19 protein-coding genes and 2 pseudogenes are annotated in these 17,153 nt (G+C 50.0%); all 21 read right to left on the reverse strand.

All coding sequences use genetic code 11. The features are described 5' to 3' along the window. Positions 1-42: 42 nt before the first annotated feature. The 21 genes and pseudogenes from BJL95_RS20240 to BJL95_RS20315 all read right to left on the reverse strand — a co-directional run bounded on the left by BJL95_RS20240 (position 43) and on the right by BJL95_RS20315 (position 17,147). Positions 43-1,233, reverse strand: coding sequence for a hypothetical protein (locus BJL95_RS20240; RefSeq protein ID WP_071160502.1), 1,191 nt, complete (start codon positions 1,231-1,233; stop codon positions 43-45). Between the two features lie 391 nt (positions 1,234-1,624). Next, complete coding sequence (locus BJL95_RS24880) at positions 1,625-1,855, reverse strand: hypothetical protein (RefSeq protein ID WP_139306353.1); 231 nt, start codon at positions 1,853-1,855, stop codon at positions 1,625-1,627. A 256-nt stretch (positions 1,856-2,111) separates the two neighbouring features. Further along, positions 2,112-3,263: a hypothetical protein gene (locus tag BJL95_RS20245; RefSeq protein ID WP_139306354.1), complete on the reverse strand. Its 1,152-nt coding sequence runs from the start codon at positions 3,261-3,263 to the stop codon at positions 2,112-2,114. 446 nt (positions 3,264-3,709) lie between these two features. Then, on the reverse strand, positions 3,710-4,327 hold the full coding sequence (locus BJL95_RS24885) for a hypothetical protein (protein WP_139306355.1): 618 nt from the start codon (positions 4,325-4,327) through the stop codon (positions 3,710-3,712). 77 nt (positions 4,328-4,404) lie between these two features. Continuing rightward, on the reverse strand, positions 4,405-4,578 hold the full coding sequence (locus BJL95_RS25315) for a hypothetical protein (RefSeq protein ID WP_168032592.1): 174 nt from the start codon (positions 4,576-4,578) through the stop codon (positions 4,405-4,407). 6 nt (positions 4,579-4,584) lie between these two features. Continuing rightward, on the reverse strand, positions 4,585-5,022 hold the full coding sequence (locus tag BJL95_RS20255; protein ID WP_071160505.1) for a hypothetical protein: 438 nt from the start codon (positions 5,020-5,022) through the stop codon (positions 4,585-4,587). Further along, the gene (locus BJL95_RS25825; protein ID WP_368086616.1) at positions 5,019-5,240 is read right to left on the reverse strand and encodes a transposase domain-containing protein; all 222 of its coding nucleotides are present in this window, start codon (positions 5,238-5,240) and stop codon (positions 5,019-5,021) included. Before BJL95_RS25825 ends, BJL95_RS20255 begins: the two co-directional genes overlap by 4 nt. Positions 5,241-5,249: 9 nt before the next feature. Continuing rightward, positions 5,250-5,868 (reverse strand): annotated as a pseudogene (locus tag BJL95_RS25830) (IS66 family transposase); the annotation flags it as partial. Between the two features lie 71 nt (positions 5,869-5,939). Continuing rightward, positions 5,940-6,005, reverse strand: a pseudogene (locus tag BJL95_RS26125) (hypothetical protein); the annotation flags it as partial. Beyond that, on the reverse strand, positions 5,990-6,649 hold the full coding sequence (locus BJL95_RS24910) for an IS66 family transposase zinc-finger binding domain-containing protein (protein WP_139306359.1): 660 nt from the start codon (positions 6,647-6,649) through the stop codon (positions 5,990-5,992). The pseudogene BJL95_RS26125 and the gene BJL95_RS24910, both read right to left, overlap by 16 nt. A 58-nt stretch (positions 6,650-6,707) precedes the next feature. Further along, positions 6,708-6,896 (reverse strand): IS66 family insertion sequence element accessory protein TnpB, encoded by a 189-nt coding sequence (gene tnpB / locus BJL95_RS25320; RefSeq protein ID WP_071160506.1) that lies wholly within the window; start codon positions 6,894-6,896, stop codon positions 6,708-6,710. Positions 6,897-7,062: 166 nt separating this feature from the next. Beyond that, positions 7,063-7,413, reverse strand: coding sequence for a hypothetical protein (locus tag BJL95_RS20270; protein ID WP_071160507.1), 351 nt, complete (start codon positions 7,411-7,413; stop codon positions 7,063-7,065). A gap of 82 nt (positions 7,414-7,495) precedes the next feature. Continuing rightward, entirely contained in the window at positions 7,496-8,662 is a 1,167-nt protein-coding gene (neuC, locus tag BJL95_RS20275; RefSeq protein ID WP_071160508.1) for a UDP-N-acetylglucosamine 2-epimerase, read from the reverse strand. After that, a complete protein-coding gene (locus tag BJL95_RS20280; RefSeq protein WP_071160509.1) occupies positions 8,662-9,801 on the reverse strand; it encodes a LegC family aminotransferase in 1,140 nt (379 codons plus the stop codon). Before BJL95_RS20280 ends, neuC begins: the two co-directional genes overlap by 1 nt. Then, positions 9,794-10,774 (reverse strand): NAD-dependent 4,6-dehydratase LegB, encoded by a 981-nt coding sequence (locus BJL95_RS20285; protein ID WP_071160510.1) that lies wholly within the window; start codon positions 10,772-10,774, stop codon positions 9,794-9,796. Before BJL95_RS20285 ends, BJL95_RS20280 begins: the two co-directional genes overlap by 8 nt. Next, entirely contained in the window at positions 10,771-11,472 is a 702-nt protein-coding gene (locus BJL95_RS20290; protein WP_071160511.1) for an acylneuraminate cytidylyltransferase family protein, read from the reverse strand. The genes BJL95_RS20285 and BJL95_RS20290 overlap by 4 nt, the downstream gene beginning before the upstream one ends. Positions 11,473-11,516: 44 nt before the next feature. Beyond that, positions 11,517-13,139 (reverse strand): glycosyltransferase family 4 protein, encoded by a 1,623-nt coding sequence (locus tag BJL95_RS20295; RefSeq protein WP_139306360.1) that lies wholly within the window; start codon positions 13,137-13,139, stop codon positions 11,517-11,519. Further along, a complete protein-coding gene (locus BJL95_RS20300) occupies positions 13,136-13,891 on the reverse strand; it encodes a sulfotransferase domain-containing protein (RefSeq protein ID WP_071160513.1) in 756 nt (251 codons plus the stop codon). Before BJL95_RS20300 ends, BJL95_RS20295 begins: the two co-directional genes overlap by 4 nt. A gap of 49 nt (positions 13,892-13,940) precedes the next feature. Beyond that, on the reverse strand, positions 13,941-14,768 hold the full coding sequence (locus tag BJL95_RS20305) for a hypothetical protein (RefSeq protein ID WP_071160514.1): 828 nt from the start codon (positions 14,766-14,768) through the stop codon (positions 13,941-13,943). Positions 14,769-14,813: 45 nt separating this feature from the next. Further along, the gene (locus BJL95_RS20310) at positions 14,814-15,959 is read right to left on the reverse strand and encodes a glycosyltransferase (RefSeq protein ID WP_071160515.1); all 1,146 of its coding nucleotides are present in this window, start codon (positions 15,957-15,959) and stop codon (positions 14,814-14,816) included. Between the two features lie 15 nt (positions 15,960-15,974). Next, a complete protein-coding gene (locus BJL95_RS20315; protein WP_071160516.1) occupies positions 15,975-17,147 on the reverse strand; it encodes a hypothetical protein in 1,173 nt (390 codons plus the stop codon). Positions 17,148-17,153 lie beyond the last annotated feature (6 nt).

Raw genomic sequence — 17,153 nt, forward strand, 5'->3', positions numbered from 1 at the left:
TCGCGGAAACATGGAGGCGAGCGTAACGATGCGAAACTCATTCTATCGACCTTCAAAAGCCCAATGAATATCCGCTATAAAATCCTCCTTAGCTAAAACTTGACCTGTGTCGATTGTCTGATCGAGAATTCTAGCCTTTATTAGCTCATCGTTAACTCTATAGTAGACATATGAATCGCTTACCCAGAGAATTTCACTATCCCCTTGACTAGTAATTATTTTATATTCTTTGCCTGTATTGATATTGTGCAACATTAAAATTCCCGAGAAAAAAACATTAGCGCTATCAAATCGCCAATCGATCGGCGTGCCGGTTTCTGCCATATGTTTTCTTCTTCTATCAGATCCAGGGCTTTGTGTTTTCCTAGCTATATCTGCCACATAGCCCACAAGCCACTCATTCAAACCTCGCACCTCTGTTCTCCCTCCCGGAAAACCAATAATCTTCCATTTAGAGGAAAGCTTGTTGAAAACATAGCAGGTACTTTTCCCCAGCTCTTCAGCGGTATTTCTTTGCTTATTTTCTCTTGAACTTAATACCAGCATATTATTTGTATTGACGTAAGCAACAACATTATCGCCTTGACTAAAAACAATATTTTCTGGAAGCCTCCAATTGGTATTCAATTTTTCACGACCCACCAAAATTGACAATTTAGAATCAGACTCAACTTTAATATAAAAAAAATCACCAGGAATAGCTCCACCAGGAATACCACCGGCCTTTATTTCGGCTTTACTATTCAACTGATAATCAATCTGCTTGCCGTCAATCACCCCCCATGACATTGTTACATCGGAATCATTCTTGCCAAGAAAATAAGTATAAGCCAACTGTTTATTAGGCAACTTGACCAAATGGGTTTCTAATTCCGAACATACCAAACATTTGTCAAAAACAGCAGTTTTGATACGTTTTTCCTTCATCGGGTCATCCATTTCAAGAATGTTAACCGTATCCGGCTTAACTGGAGGCGAGCCAATTACAATCAATCTTTCATCGTAATAAACTTTCAGAAATTCCGCACCAAGCTGTTTAGATACGACTTCACGGCACAAATTCAGCGCCTGCTCATTGTTATCATACGAATATAATCGCGTTGGAAACGTCCCTTCACTCAAAGGCGTGGGTGTCGAACTAATAAAAAAAATATCCTTATTAATCTCCGTTGCAAACAAATGCTCATCTGTAAACAACAGCGACAACAATATAAATATGTGATTTATCTTCATCTAAATTCCATATAGCACTCAGCAACGGGGATCAGAGAAAAGTTAAATACAATGTTACTCTAGCCCTATTATTCATTATTGGCTATCCGACCAGGATTCCAAAAATTTAAGTGCATCAAGCAATGTATCAACTTGACACTCTGAATTGCCAGATAATTCATTTATTAGGTTTGATAATTTTACCCACTGAGAAATAAGCGATAGTAGAAACAACTCTTCATGGATAACGCAAAATTTATAACGAAATAGGCAAGCCGCACTTAATCTATCTCTATGCGAATAGAGGAAAGATAAATTCTTTTCTTTTATAGACGAATATGCGGACTCGAAAATAAAATCACTTGAATACTCCTTTGCTAACTTAAAAGCATTTGCCTTAGAATATTTTTCGCTATAAATAAAGAGTTTCTTCATTTGCGTATAATACATCCGGCCTAGTAATTACGTATTGCACCATGTTGCCTGCCATTAGAGTTAACTCCTCATTTCCTGGCAATCCATATATCTCTTGACATGAATACCAAGTCGAGTTTTCCAGAACAGAAATAAATGCATTTTGCATCAAGTCAATACGATCTTTTGAGCCACCGTCTAAACAAAATAGTTTATTTAAAATATCCATTAATCCAGCCAAAATAAATTATTAAGGGACGCAGTTTTTTGCTACTGAAGTTGAGCAATGCGCGGCAGCATTTCGTTTGCTAGAAAAGGCCGCAAGGCGTAATCTTAGGGCGTCGAGAGGCGAAACCGTATTGCGCCGCATGTTGACTTTTAATCATTCGGCGCATTACGCTATTGCCAATGCGCCCTACGCGAGCTATAGCCCCTACTCATATTCGGGTTAACTATCCTACATACCCCCATCATACCCAGATCAGTTACAGCCGTAGATCGCTAAGACTAATGATTTTATACAAAATAAATTTACCTCCTTCAATAACAGCTTTCGAATTATTTTGAACGACAAAAAGACCATTTTCGTTTTTAAATAAAAAAATCTTAGTCGAAAGGTTAAATATCATTCCTTTCTCTACAAATTCCTTTTCAATTAACTTTCGACCTCTGCCATCTAATATATCAAGCCTCATGCCATTTTCCGGCAATCCATAAACGACAACAATTCGATCATTATAAAAACTTACACCCCCTGCCATATCAGCTACTTTATTGGCTTTTATCGAAAAGACAACGTTCTCCCATTTCTCCTTAAAATTAGAACCGAACAAACTGACAACTCTGTTTAATGAACCAGACTTGAAATTCTCATACGCAATTACAACATCACCAGTTTGATTTAATTCAAAACTCGCATTGCGTCCTTCAATGAATTTGCTTTTAATTAATTCGCCATCCGATGACAACCAACCAAACCAGATTGAATCTTTACCTTGCGAGCTAAAACCAGAACCAAGCAAAACTATTTTTCCGTCTTTTGCAAACAATCCATTATGAACATCAATATTGGACTCATAATAACGCTCCCATTCAATGGCTCCGTCCAAGCCTGTTTTCAGCGCCGCACCTTTACCCTCGGAACTTCCAATCAACAAATAGCCTTTATTCAGGACTAACAGCCTCTGAAATACTGGCATATGAAACAATTTAAACAAATCAAGCCTAATAACAGGAAATCCATCTCGAATAATTAAATAACCAGAACTTTTTTTAATTAAATAAATAGAAACATGACCATCTTCAATCACAGACTCTACACTGAAATCCTGAGTTTCATTATTTAGATACTTGCTCTTAATCTCACTATAGATTGAGTCTGACTCAATAACGCCAGAAGCATTAACTCTCCATATTTTTTTACCTATCAATTTCGAACTGTTTCTTTCGTTTTCATCTAACGTAATCCATAATTTCTGTTTATCTGGAGCAAAAAAAACATTACGAACAATATAATCATTCCTCAAATCAGAAAACTCTTTAATATTTGAAACCGTTAAAATTTCAGCATTTACTAACTGTGGAAAAACAATAAAAACTAGAAATCGGAAAAATATTTTCATGACTAATACTTTCATTTGCAACTCAGTAAGTCTTTATCATCATTATCTTTTGGCGAAGGTTTACCACCTATACAACCAGTCGTGTAGGATGGGTAGAGCGGAGCGAAACCCATCACGAGAACATCAAACCCACCGAAACCCAATGTCAAAATCGACATCTGACCAAAAAACATATTTAAGTTAAACAAATGATTTCGGCCTTATCTGATGGATTTCAGCTATAGTCTCTACCCATCTACGGGGTACGGCTTTAACTTAATCCGACCACACCCAATATATTTTCATATTTCTGGCGGAAGTCGTCAGGCGTTCCGCCATGTCGGAGCCAGCTACTTACCCGAAACAGACGAGTACAGTTGAAGCCAACATTCGGCGGCTCATCCCATGGAGTACTCGCCTTACGGGTTACGGGTTACGGGTTACGGGTTACGGGTTACGGGTTACGGGTTACGGGTTACGGGTTACGGGTTAACCATCTGCGGGCCATCGAAATCCATTTTATGGGCTTTGCCCCAAACACATGAACCATCTTTAAAATATGCTAAATAGGGTAAATTTAAATAATCAACAGCAACAACTAAGGACCCATCCTCATAGCGAAACATTTTAATATCCTTATTTATTTTCGGAACACCAATTTCAAACACTAGATCCTCAGCTTTTACAGCGGATTTTTCAGAACTATTTGAGAAATATACAATCATATGCTTTCCATCTTCTTTATACACGATATTACCCAACCATTTATGTGGCACTTTTATTATGGTAGGCATTTGTATAGGAACAATTGGCATATCCATATTTAATCCATCACCGAAAACGAGGCGAACTAATGGAGCTTTAGACTTACTGTCCACAGAGTAGCGGTAACTTAAGCTTGACGCTTTAACCACGCCTATACCAATAATACCACCCGATTCAATGCATTGAGTATCAACATTACTTCTAACAATTTCCTCTTTGGAAGACTCAGCGCTACAAACACGACAAAATCCTGAAAATAACAAACAACATATTAAAACAACATAAAAATAGCGCATCACATTATCTATCCAGAAAATAAATTTTAAAATCCACATAAACCAAAACCACCTTCCATTGTCAACAATATTTATCAACAAAATCTCGGCGTTTTAAGATGTGACTTTTACTTCTATCAAAGACCAAAAGAAACACGGTCATGCACAGGATCAAACCCAGTTAAATTAACTGTTCCTGCAATCGCATCAACATTTTGATCGGCAGGCAAAGTCACGCGCGCATCAAAAGCTGTACCACCACTATGATTGGAATTTGCCGCCGGCCTTTGGCTTGCTAACAAACCGTGCAAAGTGAACTATCCGTCCACATCCCGAGGGATATTCGTCAGAGTCGTCGGCGTTTTGCTGTTATCCCAGTAACAAGTGCAACTAGTATCACAACTCTGACATTCCCCACAATTAAGCGTACACCGCCCCCCTCCCGGCTGAGACCCACAATGCCAGCCCGACTTAATCACTCCCACGCCGTCATTGGATTTAATGATACTGCCGTCGGTGCTGACCGTCCCTAACCCAATCGCCACGAATTCTTCCAGGTCGTGGTCGTAGGAGTACATTTCCACTTGCGCGCCGGGTTTGTGGCCGTCGACGTTGGGCAGGGTCAACGTGACGTCTTGGTCGCCGACGGTTTTGGCGTTGACGGTGTCGAGTTTGACCAGGTAGATCGGCGCGGACAGCGGGTTGTCGGCACCGGCGATCGTAAACGATCCATAAACCCCATCTACCCCGCTCACTTCAATCCGTTAATATAGGCCGGATCGACAGCCCGAGGCAGCAGTTTCTCGATGTCTGCAAGCGTCTGAGCTTTGGGCGGTTCCGTAAAAATAGGCTGCAGATGGCGATAAGGCTCCAATCCGTTGAGTTTGGCGGTTTCGATCAGGCTGTAGAGGTTGGTGCTGGCCTTGGCGCCGCCCACAGTATCGGAAAAAATCCAGTTGTTGCGACCAATCACGAAAGGACGAATGGCGCGTTCCGTGGCGTTGTTGTCGATGTCCAGCCGCCCGTCTTCACAGTAGACGGTGAGCGAGGCCCATTGCTTGCCCAAATAAGCCAAGGCTTTGGATCAGGCTGGTCGGGGCGACTTGAGTTAAGGATACATCGGCCCAGACCTTGATCTCGTTTAATAACGGCACAGCCTGTTCCTGGCGGATGCGGTATTTATCCGCCGCTGGCAGATGCTTGATCTGTGTCTCGATACGATAAAGCTTTTGGATGAAGCCTAAGGCTTTACTGGCCTTGCCGGCTTTGGGTTGACCTTTGCCGGTGGCTTTCAGCGCTTCATCGAAGTAGCGCCGGGCATGCGCCCAGCAGCCGGCGTGGCGCAAACCATTTTTGGCTCACACGGCCGCATAGGCGGTGTAACCGTCGATTTGAACGGTGCCGGAAAAGCCTTGCAGCAGTTGGTCGGCAACGGCTTGGCTGCGACTGGGCGCGTAGTTGAACAGTACCACCGGCTGGCCGGGCGGGCCACCGCGCCTGACCCAGAGGTAAGACTGACTTTCGGCCGCGCGGTCGGGCTCTTTGAGGACCTGCAGGGTCGGGGCAGAAAAATGCTCCTGCATTTTCTGCACTTCCCACATCCCTGTGGGTCGTCGTCCATCTGCAGCGCCGGATAATTCAGCAGATGTTCTTCGAACAAATTGATCAAGGGCTGAATCAACCCGCCGCTGCGGATCATCCAGGTCGCCAAGGTGGCGCGGTTCAATTCGACGCCGATCCGGGCAAACTGCTTGCTCTGCCGATTGAGCGGCAAGGCGGCGACATAGGCCAGAGGCCGGACGAGGCGTTGCTCTTGGGAACCGGCTGAGGCGGTAACGGCGCGGTTTTGACGTATGCCTGACAACAAGGGCAAGCGTACTTCTTGCGAATATGGCGCAACACTTGCGCCTTGGCCGGGATGATGTCCAGTTGTTCGCTGATCTCTTCGCCGATTTCCTTCAGGGCGTGACCTTCGCTACACAGACGTTGGTCTTCGGGCAGGTCGTGGACGATCTCGACGCGGGGCAGTTCGGCAGGTAAGGCTTTGCGGCCGGGTTTGCGAGGTGCCGTTGGCTCGGTCGCGGTCGCCGTTGCAACGGGGGTTTCCACTACCGCGGAATCGGCGTCCTCGTTTTCGGCTTCGCCGCCTTCCTCGGCATAGGCTTCCGCTTCGTTGAACAGATCGGCTTGCTCGGCGCGGTATTTTTCGCTGTTGGCACCCAATCGCTTGTGCAGCAGCAGATTGATCTGCTCTTGCAAAACGGCGCTCTTGCCCAACACCGTGCTGTAATCCGATTTCAACTGCGCAAGTTCCGTGGCAAGATCGACGGCTAAACGGCGTAGTGCATCCATCTCGTCGGGCAGTTTCAGATCGGTTTCCATGGGGGCCTATTATACCGCATGGAAAACCCATAAGCCATTGAAGCTCAATGGAAAAACATCAAATCACCGACTTGAAATCCAGCGTCTTACGCGGCGTCATCCGGTTGATGTCATAGCCCTCCAATAGCCAATTCAACTGCTGCTTCGTCAACGCCAGCGTACCGGAAGCATTCCCCTTGGGCCAACAAAATCGTTCCTGCTCCAAGCGTTTCTGCCACAAGCAAAAGCCGTTGCGCTCCCAATACAACAGGTCACCGCCGTCGCCGAGCGGTTGCGGAACACATACAAGCTCTTCGTAAACGGATTCAAGCCCAACTGCGCCTCCACCAGCACCGCCAGACTGGCCATACCCTTGCGGAAATCCATCGCCTGAGTACAGACATAGACCGACAGGCGCTCATCCCGAGGCCGCATCATGAGGCTTGCCGAGCCAGTGTCTGTAACAGCGCCGCGCCCGTCGCTACATCTGCACCAACCTGGCAACGCAAATCGCCCGGCAAATCGAACGCTAACGTCAGCGGGCCAGACGCAAGCGGTTTTGCTTCAACCAATGCGACTGCTTGAAACAATGGTCGCTGTGGCCAAGCACCTGATGCCGCCCAAGCCGACAAACGCTGACTCATCGCGTAGAACGTGCTAATCGCCAAACCCTGTTGACGCGCGTAAGCCACCATGCTCAAGCCTGAGTGCTGCTGTTTGAAATGTTCAAGCCATCGTCGCTGCGCGATGGTCAGCGTGGCTTCGGATAAGGGTGACTCTGTCATCGGCAATCTCCTTGTTTGATTGCCTGATCGTTTCGCGGATTTACACTACGGTTTCGATTTGTGGTTATTCAATCGCTTACGTTTATTCCCCAATATCATAAAACCGCTTCTTCAGCAAATCGTCAAGATCGCTGCGTTTGAGCAAGTCCTTGATCCGGGCCGACGCGCCGCCGGTGCCGTAGGGTTGATCGAGATTAGCCATAGTTTCGGCCAATTCGCCGGACCAGACTTTTTCCAGCGCGACTCGGATGGCTTCGGCTTGCGGCGGGCAATGCAATACGCTGGCGGCGCACAGCCGGCCGCGTTGGCGGTCGCCGATGTCGATGGTCGGAATCTTGAAGGCCGGCGCTTCCAGAAGGCCGCTGGACGAGTTGCCGACCACCGCGTCGACGTGGCGCATCGCCGACAAATAGCGCAACGAACCGAGCGAGACGAAGGCCGCGACCCGCTCCGGCCAGCGCGCCCGATAGTCTTCGATCAACCCGGCAATGACCCGGCCGCCGGCGTCAGCATTGCTGTAGGTGAAAATGACGCGAACCGCCGGAAACGCATCCAAGGCTTGCAGCAGCTGTTGAAATTGTTCGGCAGCGGTTTCGGCTTCCAAGGTCGCCGGATGGAAAGTCGCCAACAGGTTACGCTCGGCCAATTTAAAGTCGATGGCTTGTTCTAGCCCGGCGCGATCCAGCAACGGCAGTCGAACGATATTGTCCAAACCCGGCGCGCCGACGTTGAATACCCGCTGCGGCTGTTCGCCGAGTTGAATGACCCGTTGCCGGTAGACTTCGGCGGCGGTGAAATGCAGATGCGACAGTTTGGTCAAGGCATGGCGGATCGCGTCGTCGACCGCGCCCTCGCTGAGTTCGCCGCCGTGAATATGGGCGATCGGAATCCGCTGGTTCATCGCCGCCTGCGCGGCGGCGAAAATCTCGAAGCGATCGCCGAGCACGACCACGATGTCCGGGTTCAGCTCGCCGAACGCATCGGCAAAGCCGATCAAGCCCAGGCCCATCGCCTTGCTGATGCCGGCCGGCGTGTCCGACGACAGCAACATTTCCACCTTGCGGGCGATGCTAAAACCGTCGGCTTCGATTTGCCGCCAAGTCAAACCGAATTCCGGCGACAAATGCATGCCGGTCGCGACCAATTGCAATGTCAAATCCGGGTCGGCCTGAATTTCCTTGAGCAGCCAATACAGCAAGCCGTATTCGGCCCGCGAGCCGGTGACGACGCAAATTTTACGCGCGGCCATCAGATCGCCACGCTGCTGGGCAGATTGACCAAGCGTTCCGCCAGGCGCCGCGATTGGCTCAAACCGTCGGTTTGGCAATGCCGGTACATCGGCAAGTCGGGCATCAAGGCCCACAACGGCCGGGTCATCACGCCGTGGGCGTTGCTATATTCCAGAAACGCGTCGCGTTGCGCGGCATCGTCCAGTAACAGCGCGTTGAGCCAGTAATTGGAGCGGGCGCCGGCCGGCTCTTGGACAATCTCGGCGCCATTGGCGCGCGCCCAATCCAGATAACGCCCGGCCAGAGCCCGCTTGCTGTCGATGAAGGCCGGCAATTGTTCCAGTTGCGCCAGACCCAGTGCGGCATTCAGATTCGGCATCCGGTAGTTGTACCCGATTTGATCGTGCTCGAATTTCCAGGCGTGCGCCAGTTTGGCGGTGGTGGTCAGATGCTTGGCCTGCCGAGCCAGATCGTCGTCGTCCGTCAAAATCATCCCTCCGCCGCCGGTGGTGATGATTTTATTGCCGTTGAAGCTAAGCACGCCTAGCCGGCCGAAGGTGCCGCAATGGCGCTCGCCGATGCGGCTGCCCAAGGCCTCCGCCGCGTCTTCGACGACCGGTATGCCATAACCGTCGCAGACTTTCAGCAAACCCGCCATGTCGCAGGGATGGCCGAAGACGTGCATCGGCAAGCAGGCTGCGACGCGCCGGCCGCTGGTTTTGTTGTAAACAACGCCGGCCCGCCGCTCGCAGCCGCGTTCCAGAAACTCGGCCAGCGCGGCCGGCGCCAGACCTAAGGTCGCGGCATCGATATCAACAAACACCGGCTCGGCGCCGCAATAGACAATCGCATTGCAGGTGGCGACGAAGGTCGCTGCCTGGGTGACCACTTCGTCGCCCGGCCGGACGCCGGCCAACAGCAAGGCAATATGCAGCGCGGCGGTACCGTTGACGGTCGCCACCGCATGCTTGGCGCCGCTGTATTCGGCAATCTTGTGCTCGAATTCCCCTACAAAAGGTCCGACGCTGGACACGAAGGTGCTATCGATCACGTCGTTCAAATAGCGCTTTTCGTTGCCGCCGAAACGCGGCTCGTGCAGCGGGATGAAGGCGTCGGTTTGGTAAATCTCCCGCACGAAACCGAGCAAACCTTCAAACATTGTAAATATCCGTTTTGTACTTTTTCAGATTGTCGGCCTCGCCAAACCAAGCCACGGTCCGGCGCAAGCCTTCCTCCAAACCGACTTGCGGCGCAAAACCGGTCAAGGCCTTGAGCTTGGCGTTGTCGCACCAAAGCCGATTGACTTCCGATTTCTCCGGCCGCAAACGCTGTTCGTCCACCAGAAATTCGACATCGCTGGCCATGATGCGCTTGATTAAATTCAGCGTATCGCCGACCGAGATTTCGAAATTCGAGCCGATATTGACCGTCTCGCCGATGGTACTATCCGATTCGGCCAGTGCGATGAAGCCCCGGCAGGTGTCTTCGACATAATTGAAATCGCGAGTCGGCGAAACGTCGCCCAGCTGGATTTGCTTTTTGCCGGCGGCGATTTGGGTGATGATGGTCGGAATCACCGCCCTGGCCGATTGGCGGGGACCGTAAGTATTGAACGGCCGGGCGATGGTCAGCGGCAGATTGAAGGCGTTGAAAAAGCTCATCGCCATCGCGTCGGCGGCAATCTTGGAAGCGCTGTACGGCGATTGTGGTTGCATGGGATGTTTTTCGTCGATGGGCACGTATCGCGCGGTGCCGTAAACCTCGCTGGTCGAGGTATGGATCACCCGGCGTACGCCGGCATCGCGGGCGGCCTGGCAGATGTTCAAGGTGCCGCGAATATTGGTATCGACATAGCTGTCCGGTGCCTGGTAGGAATACGGGATCGCGATCAACGCGGCCAAATGAAACACCGTGTCGATGTCCCGGCAAATGGCCCGGCAGAACGCCGGATCGCGCACGTCGCCGCAGACCACTTCGATGTCGTTCTTGCACGCCGCGTCGTCGAGCCAGCCCCAACTGTTAAAGGAATTGTACTGGGCCAGCGCCCGCACCTCGCAGCCTCGCGCCGCCAGCATTTCGGTCAAATGCGAGCCGATGAAGCCATCGGCGCCGGTCACTAACACTTTGTTCATACCAAACCTTGTTTAATAAACGCCTCGGCGATGGCCCAGTCTTCCTCGGTATCGATGTCCAGGCTTTGCACCGCGTTCATGATTAACGGCCGGGTGTTGGGCGGATAAAAGGATAGCCGCGCCAGCAAATATTCGCTGGGGCATAGATACATCGCCCCGTTCGGGGTTAGCAATGGACGACTTTGTTGCCGGCTGGTCTGAGTCGGTTGCCGACTGTCCAACGCCACCAGATAGCCGTCGTCGGCGCGAAACAGCGTGGTCGGGTCGCGATGGATTTCCTTGCAACCCACGACCGCATCGACATCCGGCTCCGCCATCATCCGCGCGGCTTGCCGAAGCGCATCCGGCGAACGAAACGGCGAAGTCGGTTGCAGCCACATCAGGCGCTCCGGCAAATAGCCGTATTGATCGCGAAACCATCGCAACGCATGTTGCGCAACTTGCAACGCCGACGCGCTATCGGTCGCACAGGCCGCCGGTCGGATGAACGGCGCCGGCAAACCGTATTGCCGGCCGATCTGGGCATACTGCTCGGAATCGGTCGATAGAATACTCAAGCAATCGGGCAAGTCCGCCTCGGCGATGGCTCCGGCGGTCCACGCCAGCAGCGGCCTATCGCCCAGCCGCCGGATGTTTTTATCCGGCAACCCCTTGGAACCGGCGCGGGCCGGCACGACGATCAGCGTGGAGATCGACATCAGTCCGGCAACCCGCGAACCCGCAAAATTAAAAAAACCGCCATTCAGGCCATCACTTGTTCGTAAAAGCCGGTCAATCGATGAATATTGTTATGCATTTGTAATTCCTCGCGGGCCGCCACGACATTCTGCTTCAGCTCGGCCACATCCAACATCTCGATAATCTCAGGCAAAAACTCGATTTCGCGTTGATTAATAATCACGCCAATCCGGTATTCCTTAACGATACTGCAAACCGCGCTAAAGCGATCGCTAACCAAAACCGGTAATCCGGCTTCCAAATAATTAAACAACTTGGTCGGTATCAAATGTTTGAAATGCAAATCGCCGGTATAAATACCGCCAAAATCGTAAACCATTAAACCGAAATCGTAATGGGCGATTTTTTGATTGATATGTTGCGGCATATCGCCAATAAAAAAATTGAAATTGCGGTGGCGCTTGGCTAACTCGACAAAATCCGGATATAACTTGGCGTACTCCTCCTCGGCGGCGATCAACGGATTATTGTAAATATCCAGATAACATCCCCTGGCGATTAATTTCATGACCAGTCCCAGCAACTGCGAGTCCCCAAATAATTCATGCGGCCTATTCGCTGAAAACGGTGGCACCCCCCCAACAAACACTAGCCTTTTCTCTTGATTAACGATATTCGAGGCGTGGAAAAAATCCTTGACCGGTAAGGCCGGGAACGCCAAATGCTTGTTCCGTAAATGCGGTGAATCGCGCTTGACCAAGGGCTGCCGATATTCGTCGTCGCCATTAAAAATCACGCCATCGGCATGGTGAACAATATAATTCTCGCAGGCCAGTTGCAATTGATGGTTTTCGATGACATTTTCGCCCCAGGCCATTTTCATCGTATCGGGAATTTTCGACACTGTGGCCTCCGGCAGGTAAAACGATTGGCTGTCCATAATCTCGATAATCTGCCGACAATGCTTGGGCTTATACGTATCGATCAACACCGGAATATGATATCGAAACAGCCAGCCCTGAGTATGCAGCAATAGTTTGCGATCGACCGAATTCAGCAGCATTAAGAAGCTGATGAAATCGGTATAAATAATATCGTCGAAGAAACCCGCTTGATGTTTAACCATGTTATGGTCGAATACCAATGCCACGGTTTTATAGCCGCAATCGCGCAATACCTTGCTCAGCCGCAATTGATTGAAATAAACCTTTTTCGCCGCGAAAACTATGACCGAGCCATCGTGACCGGTTGCCTGCTCCAACGCTTCTTCCAATTTCCGGCGGTGCTGTTTAAGCAAGGTCTTATATTGCTGGCCCAGCCGTTCGCCGGAAAATACGTCGTTTACCAATATATCGCCGTCGCCGATCTCGCGCACCACCGGGGTGCCCATGAAGGTATTGGACCGATGGGACGCACTCAACACACCCAGATTCCGATGCAGCGGTTTCAACGCCTGCAATAATGCAATACTGAGTCCGGAAACCCCATCGATTAACCAACGCCGGTTTTTAGGCTCGGATTCTTCCGGCAATAGGCCGTAACACTGTTTGATAACTTGATGATTGATACCCTCTTCTTTTAATAATTCGATAGACGAGCCGCCGAGCACATCCTTAGCCTCTTCGCTAACGACAGTCAATTTCTCGAAAGACGAGAAAAATATCTCTTCAAAAAAATCGCTTCTCACGCCCATTCGTATCCATTATGCCAGTCGGTGATAAACGGAATGCCCAATTTGGCGGCATATCCGGCCAATTCCGGCGCGGAGCGGTCTAGTTGTTCCTGAATCAGCTCTTTATTCTCCGCGGAAATCGAATCGAAATACCCCTTGGTCAAGCCGGCTCTAAAATGCGAGCCGCCGCCGTCGCTTTCGGCTTTTTTTTGCATCGTCGAAAACGCCGAATCCAGACAAATAGCCTCGACTTGTTGTTCGGTCAGCGTCACCCCTAAAAACTCGGCGCATCGCCGCACGCAAACCGCTTTATCTTCGACCAATTGTTCGAAGGTCAATATTAAAGCTGACCCGGCCGCCGCGAACTCAAGCATTTTTTGCATTTGAAATAATTGCCCGCCGATACCCTGCCAGTTAAAACCATCCGACTGCCTGCGACAAATAATCCTGGAAATGCCTTCATCCTTGCTCAAACTCCCGAAGAAGTCGGACTTATTGGCACTGCGGCCAATTTCCCAGTCGATATTATCGGCAAAATGATGGTACATCGATAAGGTCATCGCATAGATATTCCTGACCACAAAGATACTGCGCGCACCGTTTTCGATGAGTTTTCGCTGAATTTCCGCTACCGGCACGAAATGCCACGAATAAAAGGCGTCGGTTTTAAATACAATATTCGCCGGGTCGCTCGGATCGATACCTTTAACCAGCGCCGGCTCGAACCACGTTAGCCCGGTCATGCCGGATATGATTTGGCGTATCATCCACGTGCCGCATTTCAATGGCGTTCCAACCACAATAGGCGAATCCGACTTATTTAAAGTATTCATACCCGCCTATATCGCTGTAAAACGCCAGGGTTTGCGGTTCGACAATCCGCTCGAACGCCAGTTTTTTCCAATCCGGCCAAGCCCGATACAGATTATCCGGCTTGGCCGACACCCGCGCCTCGCCGCGGAACGGCCGGTAAACCCAGCGATAAATATCGGCTAATAAGGCCTCGGAAAACTCGACGCGATTCTTGGTTAAATACGCCACAATCTCCGCGAAATGGCGCGGCGAGGTCACCAAACTTTCCAAAGCAACTCGCCGGATGCGGGTATCGATATCGACCCGGTGACGATTTAATTGATACATCCCCTGATAGGCCGACCATATTTCGACATCGTCTTTTCGATAAGCTTTAAGCCCCAACGCCTTGAAATAATCGTGCTGGGCTATCGACCATTCGTGTTCTATCGGTCCGAAACTGCCGTCCGGCATGCGCATGTTACCGGCCCGCCAACTTACGTAAAACTCCAGCCAGGCGTAGGGATGGCGAGCCAGAAACAGCAACGGAACTTTATCGATATATTGGTCGATCACGTCGCGAAAATGCCAAGGCCGATACGACCAACAATCGCCGATCGCTTGATAGGTGGTACCCATATCTTCCAAAAATGCCGTGAAGGCGTCCAGCGGCGGACGTTCGGATCGGCTACGCTCGGCTAAATATTTCGGTCGCGAGCCTTCGTGAGCCATCAGCGCGAATATTTCCGGATGTGCGTTTAAAGCCTTGGCAAACCAGCTAAACCAATGGTCGCCGGCATATCCCCAAGCTAGCACATAAAACACATGACTGGATTCGTTAATTTGGAACAATGGCGATCCCGGAACTAGGGTAAGGTAAATTGAATATTCATCGAATTACACGGACGAATAGCCTATCGTTTTTAAATCGTTGAAAATAGAATCGACGCGATGCCGCCAAGTGTGATGATTCAGAATTTCTCTCGCGGCACTATTTCTGATTCGATCCGCCTCACCTGGATTGTCGCGATAAAACTCCACCTTATCGGATAAATCATCGATATCGAACTCGATATAATGCTCACCTGGCGTAAAAAAGGTTTTAATTCCACCGGGCTTTTCGTCGTATTCGCCTTTTCGAACGAATATCAAACCGGCCGACGCCATACAGTCCACTACCCGAAAATGCATGCCGTTTCCCTCATGGAAATTCATCGACGACTCGTATACCGCTCGCATATCGCCTGGATCATTCAAAAAACGCCGATAATCATCGCGATAGGCCGGCCAATCGCGCCAATTTTCCGGACCGTAAATGTCCAGCGGCAAGTTCAAATCGACCAGCGCATCCAGTAATTCCCGACGATTCACCAGCCGTATCAGCCGGCCGGTCATGTCGTATGCCAAGGTCCGGTCGGAAGCTAATTCGACACCGAACACACTCGACGCCAAGTCGGACAGCAAACGCATATAGTCTTCATGCACTTTCAAACTCGCCCGATGTTCCAGCAAGGCTTGTTCTATATGCGGCAGAAATTCGCCAAACTTTAATGGCGGGCCGGATTGGGAAATGTCCCTCGCCAATTCCTCAGTCCGCCAGGGCCGCGGAATATGTCCAACGAAGGCGGCGCGGCCGGTCGGCGCGGCGACGCTAGGGTAGTAGCTCTTCGGGCACGCGCCGGGTCCAAACCAACGATAAAAAGCATGATGCGGGTATTTTTCCAGCCACTTGGGGCCGAATAAATAAGTAATCTCGCTGCCATGAAAGTCATTGATCGGCCTGCCGTTAAAATCCACGACCCAGCAAATATGGACGATGTCTGCGGGCAAGCAAGGCAAATCGCTTCTGGGCCGATTCATATCGAAAATGACGCGCGTACCGCGCTCCTTGATCCAGGCTAGCATTTCCGCCTCGCTCAGCGGGCCGCAATGCCAGGATAGGCGAACGTCGCGGCCGGCGAATCCGCCGGCAATTTGGCCGGCCAGATGGCGGTACCACGCATTGTCACGCGGGAAAAACAGCGAAACGCTAGTATCCGTCACGACGCCTAGGATGGGCTATAAGGCGTTAAAATCACGAACAATTTTTTCGACCCGATGTCGCCAGGTATGATTCTGTCGGATAAGGTCGATCGTCTCCAGGCGCTGCTTTCCGTGCCGATAATCAAGCGCCAAGGCATGCGCATAAGCCTCATCGAACTGGTGCCACAAAAATTCGACATAATGTCTGGAATTATCGAAAAAACTATGCAAACCGCGCCGCTTGTGCGGGTCCAAACCCAAGCGGTTGTACTTGTCGCCGGAGTTTTCATTATACCAGCACAACAATCCGCCGGAGGCCATGCAATCGATGGCCCGAAAATGAAAGCCAACCCCGTCGTGCAAATTAAACCGGCTAATTTGATGCACTCTGTTTAACTCAGTCGGGTCATCGATATAATATCGATAATACCCTTGATACTCTGGCCAGGCCCGCCAGTGTTCCGAACCGTATATGGCCACAGACCGAGTTTTCGACAGTGGAAACGCGATGATCTGCGTGCGATTTTTAACGCGCTTTACCCGTTCCAACAAATCGTAACGCATATCCAGCGTTAATTCGGTATGTAAACCCGAACGTTGAAAAACGATATTATCGATAATATTCAACAAGGACGCATGCGTTTGACCGAAATAGCTGATTTCATTCATACGTCGGTTAAAAATCTCCAGCAACTCGCCGAAAAGCATACCGGTATCGACAGCACCTTCGCCAATAATCGGTCGATTTAATTCCGATTGACTCCAGGGTAAAGGAATATGGCCGATAAAACTGAACTCGATAATCGGTACATATTCGTCGATCGGCTTATAGGTATCGACGCAGGTGCCTGGCGGTAACCAATCTTGAAACCCGCCGGTCGAGTAATTATCGTCCCACCCAGAATCGAAAAAATAAGTAATATCGCTACCTAAAATCGAGTGCTCATTACGGCCTTGAAAATCCACGATCCATGTGATGTGCGGAATTTTTAAATCGTGCAGCACCGGTATTTCGTTCTTGACCCGATTCATTTCGAATATAAACTTCGGCCGATACGACTTTACCCAATCCGACATCTCCTGATTGTCAAGAACTCGGCATAAGCCGCTTACGCTAAACCCGGCTTGCAAAAACGCCTTGGACAAATGCGAGTACAGCCGTCGATAAAAAGCCGTATCCTTGGGCAAGAAAATCGAAATGTTATTCAAAAACCG

The organism is Methylomonas sp. LWB (assembly GCF_001856095.1).
In the GTDB taxonomy this organism is placed as follows: Bacteria; Pseudomonadota; Gammaproteobacteria; order Methylococcales; family Methylomonadaceae; genus Methylomonas; species Methylomonas koyamae_A.

Bases quoted from the DNA above. Each gene is read 5' to 3' on its own strand.
- BJL95_RS20240 (WP_071160502.1), bottom strand. From the start codon at position 1,233: ATGAAGATAAATCACATATTTATATTGTTGTCGCTGTTGTTTACAGAT.
- BJL95_RS24880 (WP_139306353.1), bottom strand. From the start codon at position 1,855: ATGGATATTTTAAATAAACTATTTTGTTTAGACGGTGGCTCAAAAGAT.
- BJL95_RS20245 (WP_139306354.1), bottom strand. From the start codon at position 3,263: ATGAAAGTATTAGTCATGAAAATATTTTTCCGATTTCTAGTTTTTATT.
- BJL95_RS24885 (WP_139306355.1), bottom strand. From the start codon at position 4,327: ATGTGGATTTTAAAATTTATTTTCTGGATAGATAATGTGATGCGCTAT.
- BJL95_RS24910 (WP_139306359.1), bottom strand. From the start codon at position 6,649: ATGGAAACCGATCTGAAACTGCCCGACGAGATGGATGCACTACGCCGT.
- BJL95_RS20270 (WP_071160507.1), bottom strand. From the start codon at position 7,413: ATGACAGAGTCACCCTTATCCGAAGCCACGCTGACCATCGCGCAGCGA.
- neuC (WP_071160508.1), bottom strand. From the start codon at position 8,662: ATGGCCGCGCGTAAAATTTGCGTCGTCACCGGCTCGCGGGCCGAATAC.
- BJL95_RS20280 (WP_071160509.1), bottom strand. From the start codon at position 9,801: ATGTTTGAAGGTTTGCTCGGTTTCGTGCGGGAGATTTACCAAACCGAC.
- BJL95_RS20285 (WP_071160510.1), bottom strand. From the start codon at position 10,774: ATGAACAAAGTGTTAGTGACCGGCGCCGATGGCTTCATCGGCTCGCAT.
- BJL95_RS20290 (WP_071160511.1), bottom strand. From the start codon at position 11,472: ATGTCGATCTCCACGCTGATCGTCGTGCCGGCCCGCGCCGGTTCCAAG.
- BJL95_RS20300 (WP_071160513.1), bottom strand. From the start codon at position 13,891: ATGATACGCCAAATCATATCCGGCATGACCGGGCTAACGTGGTTCGAG.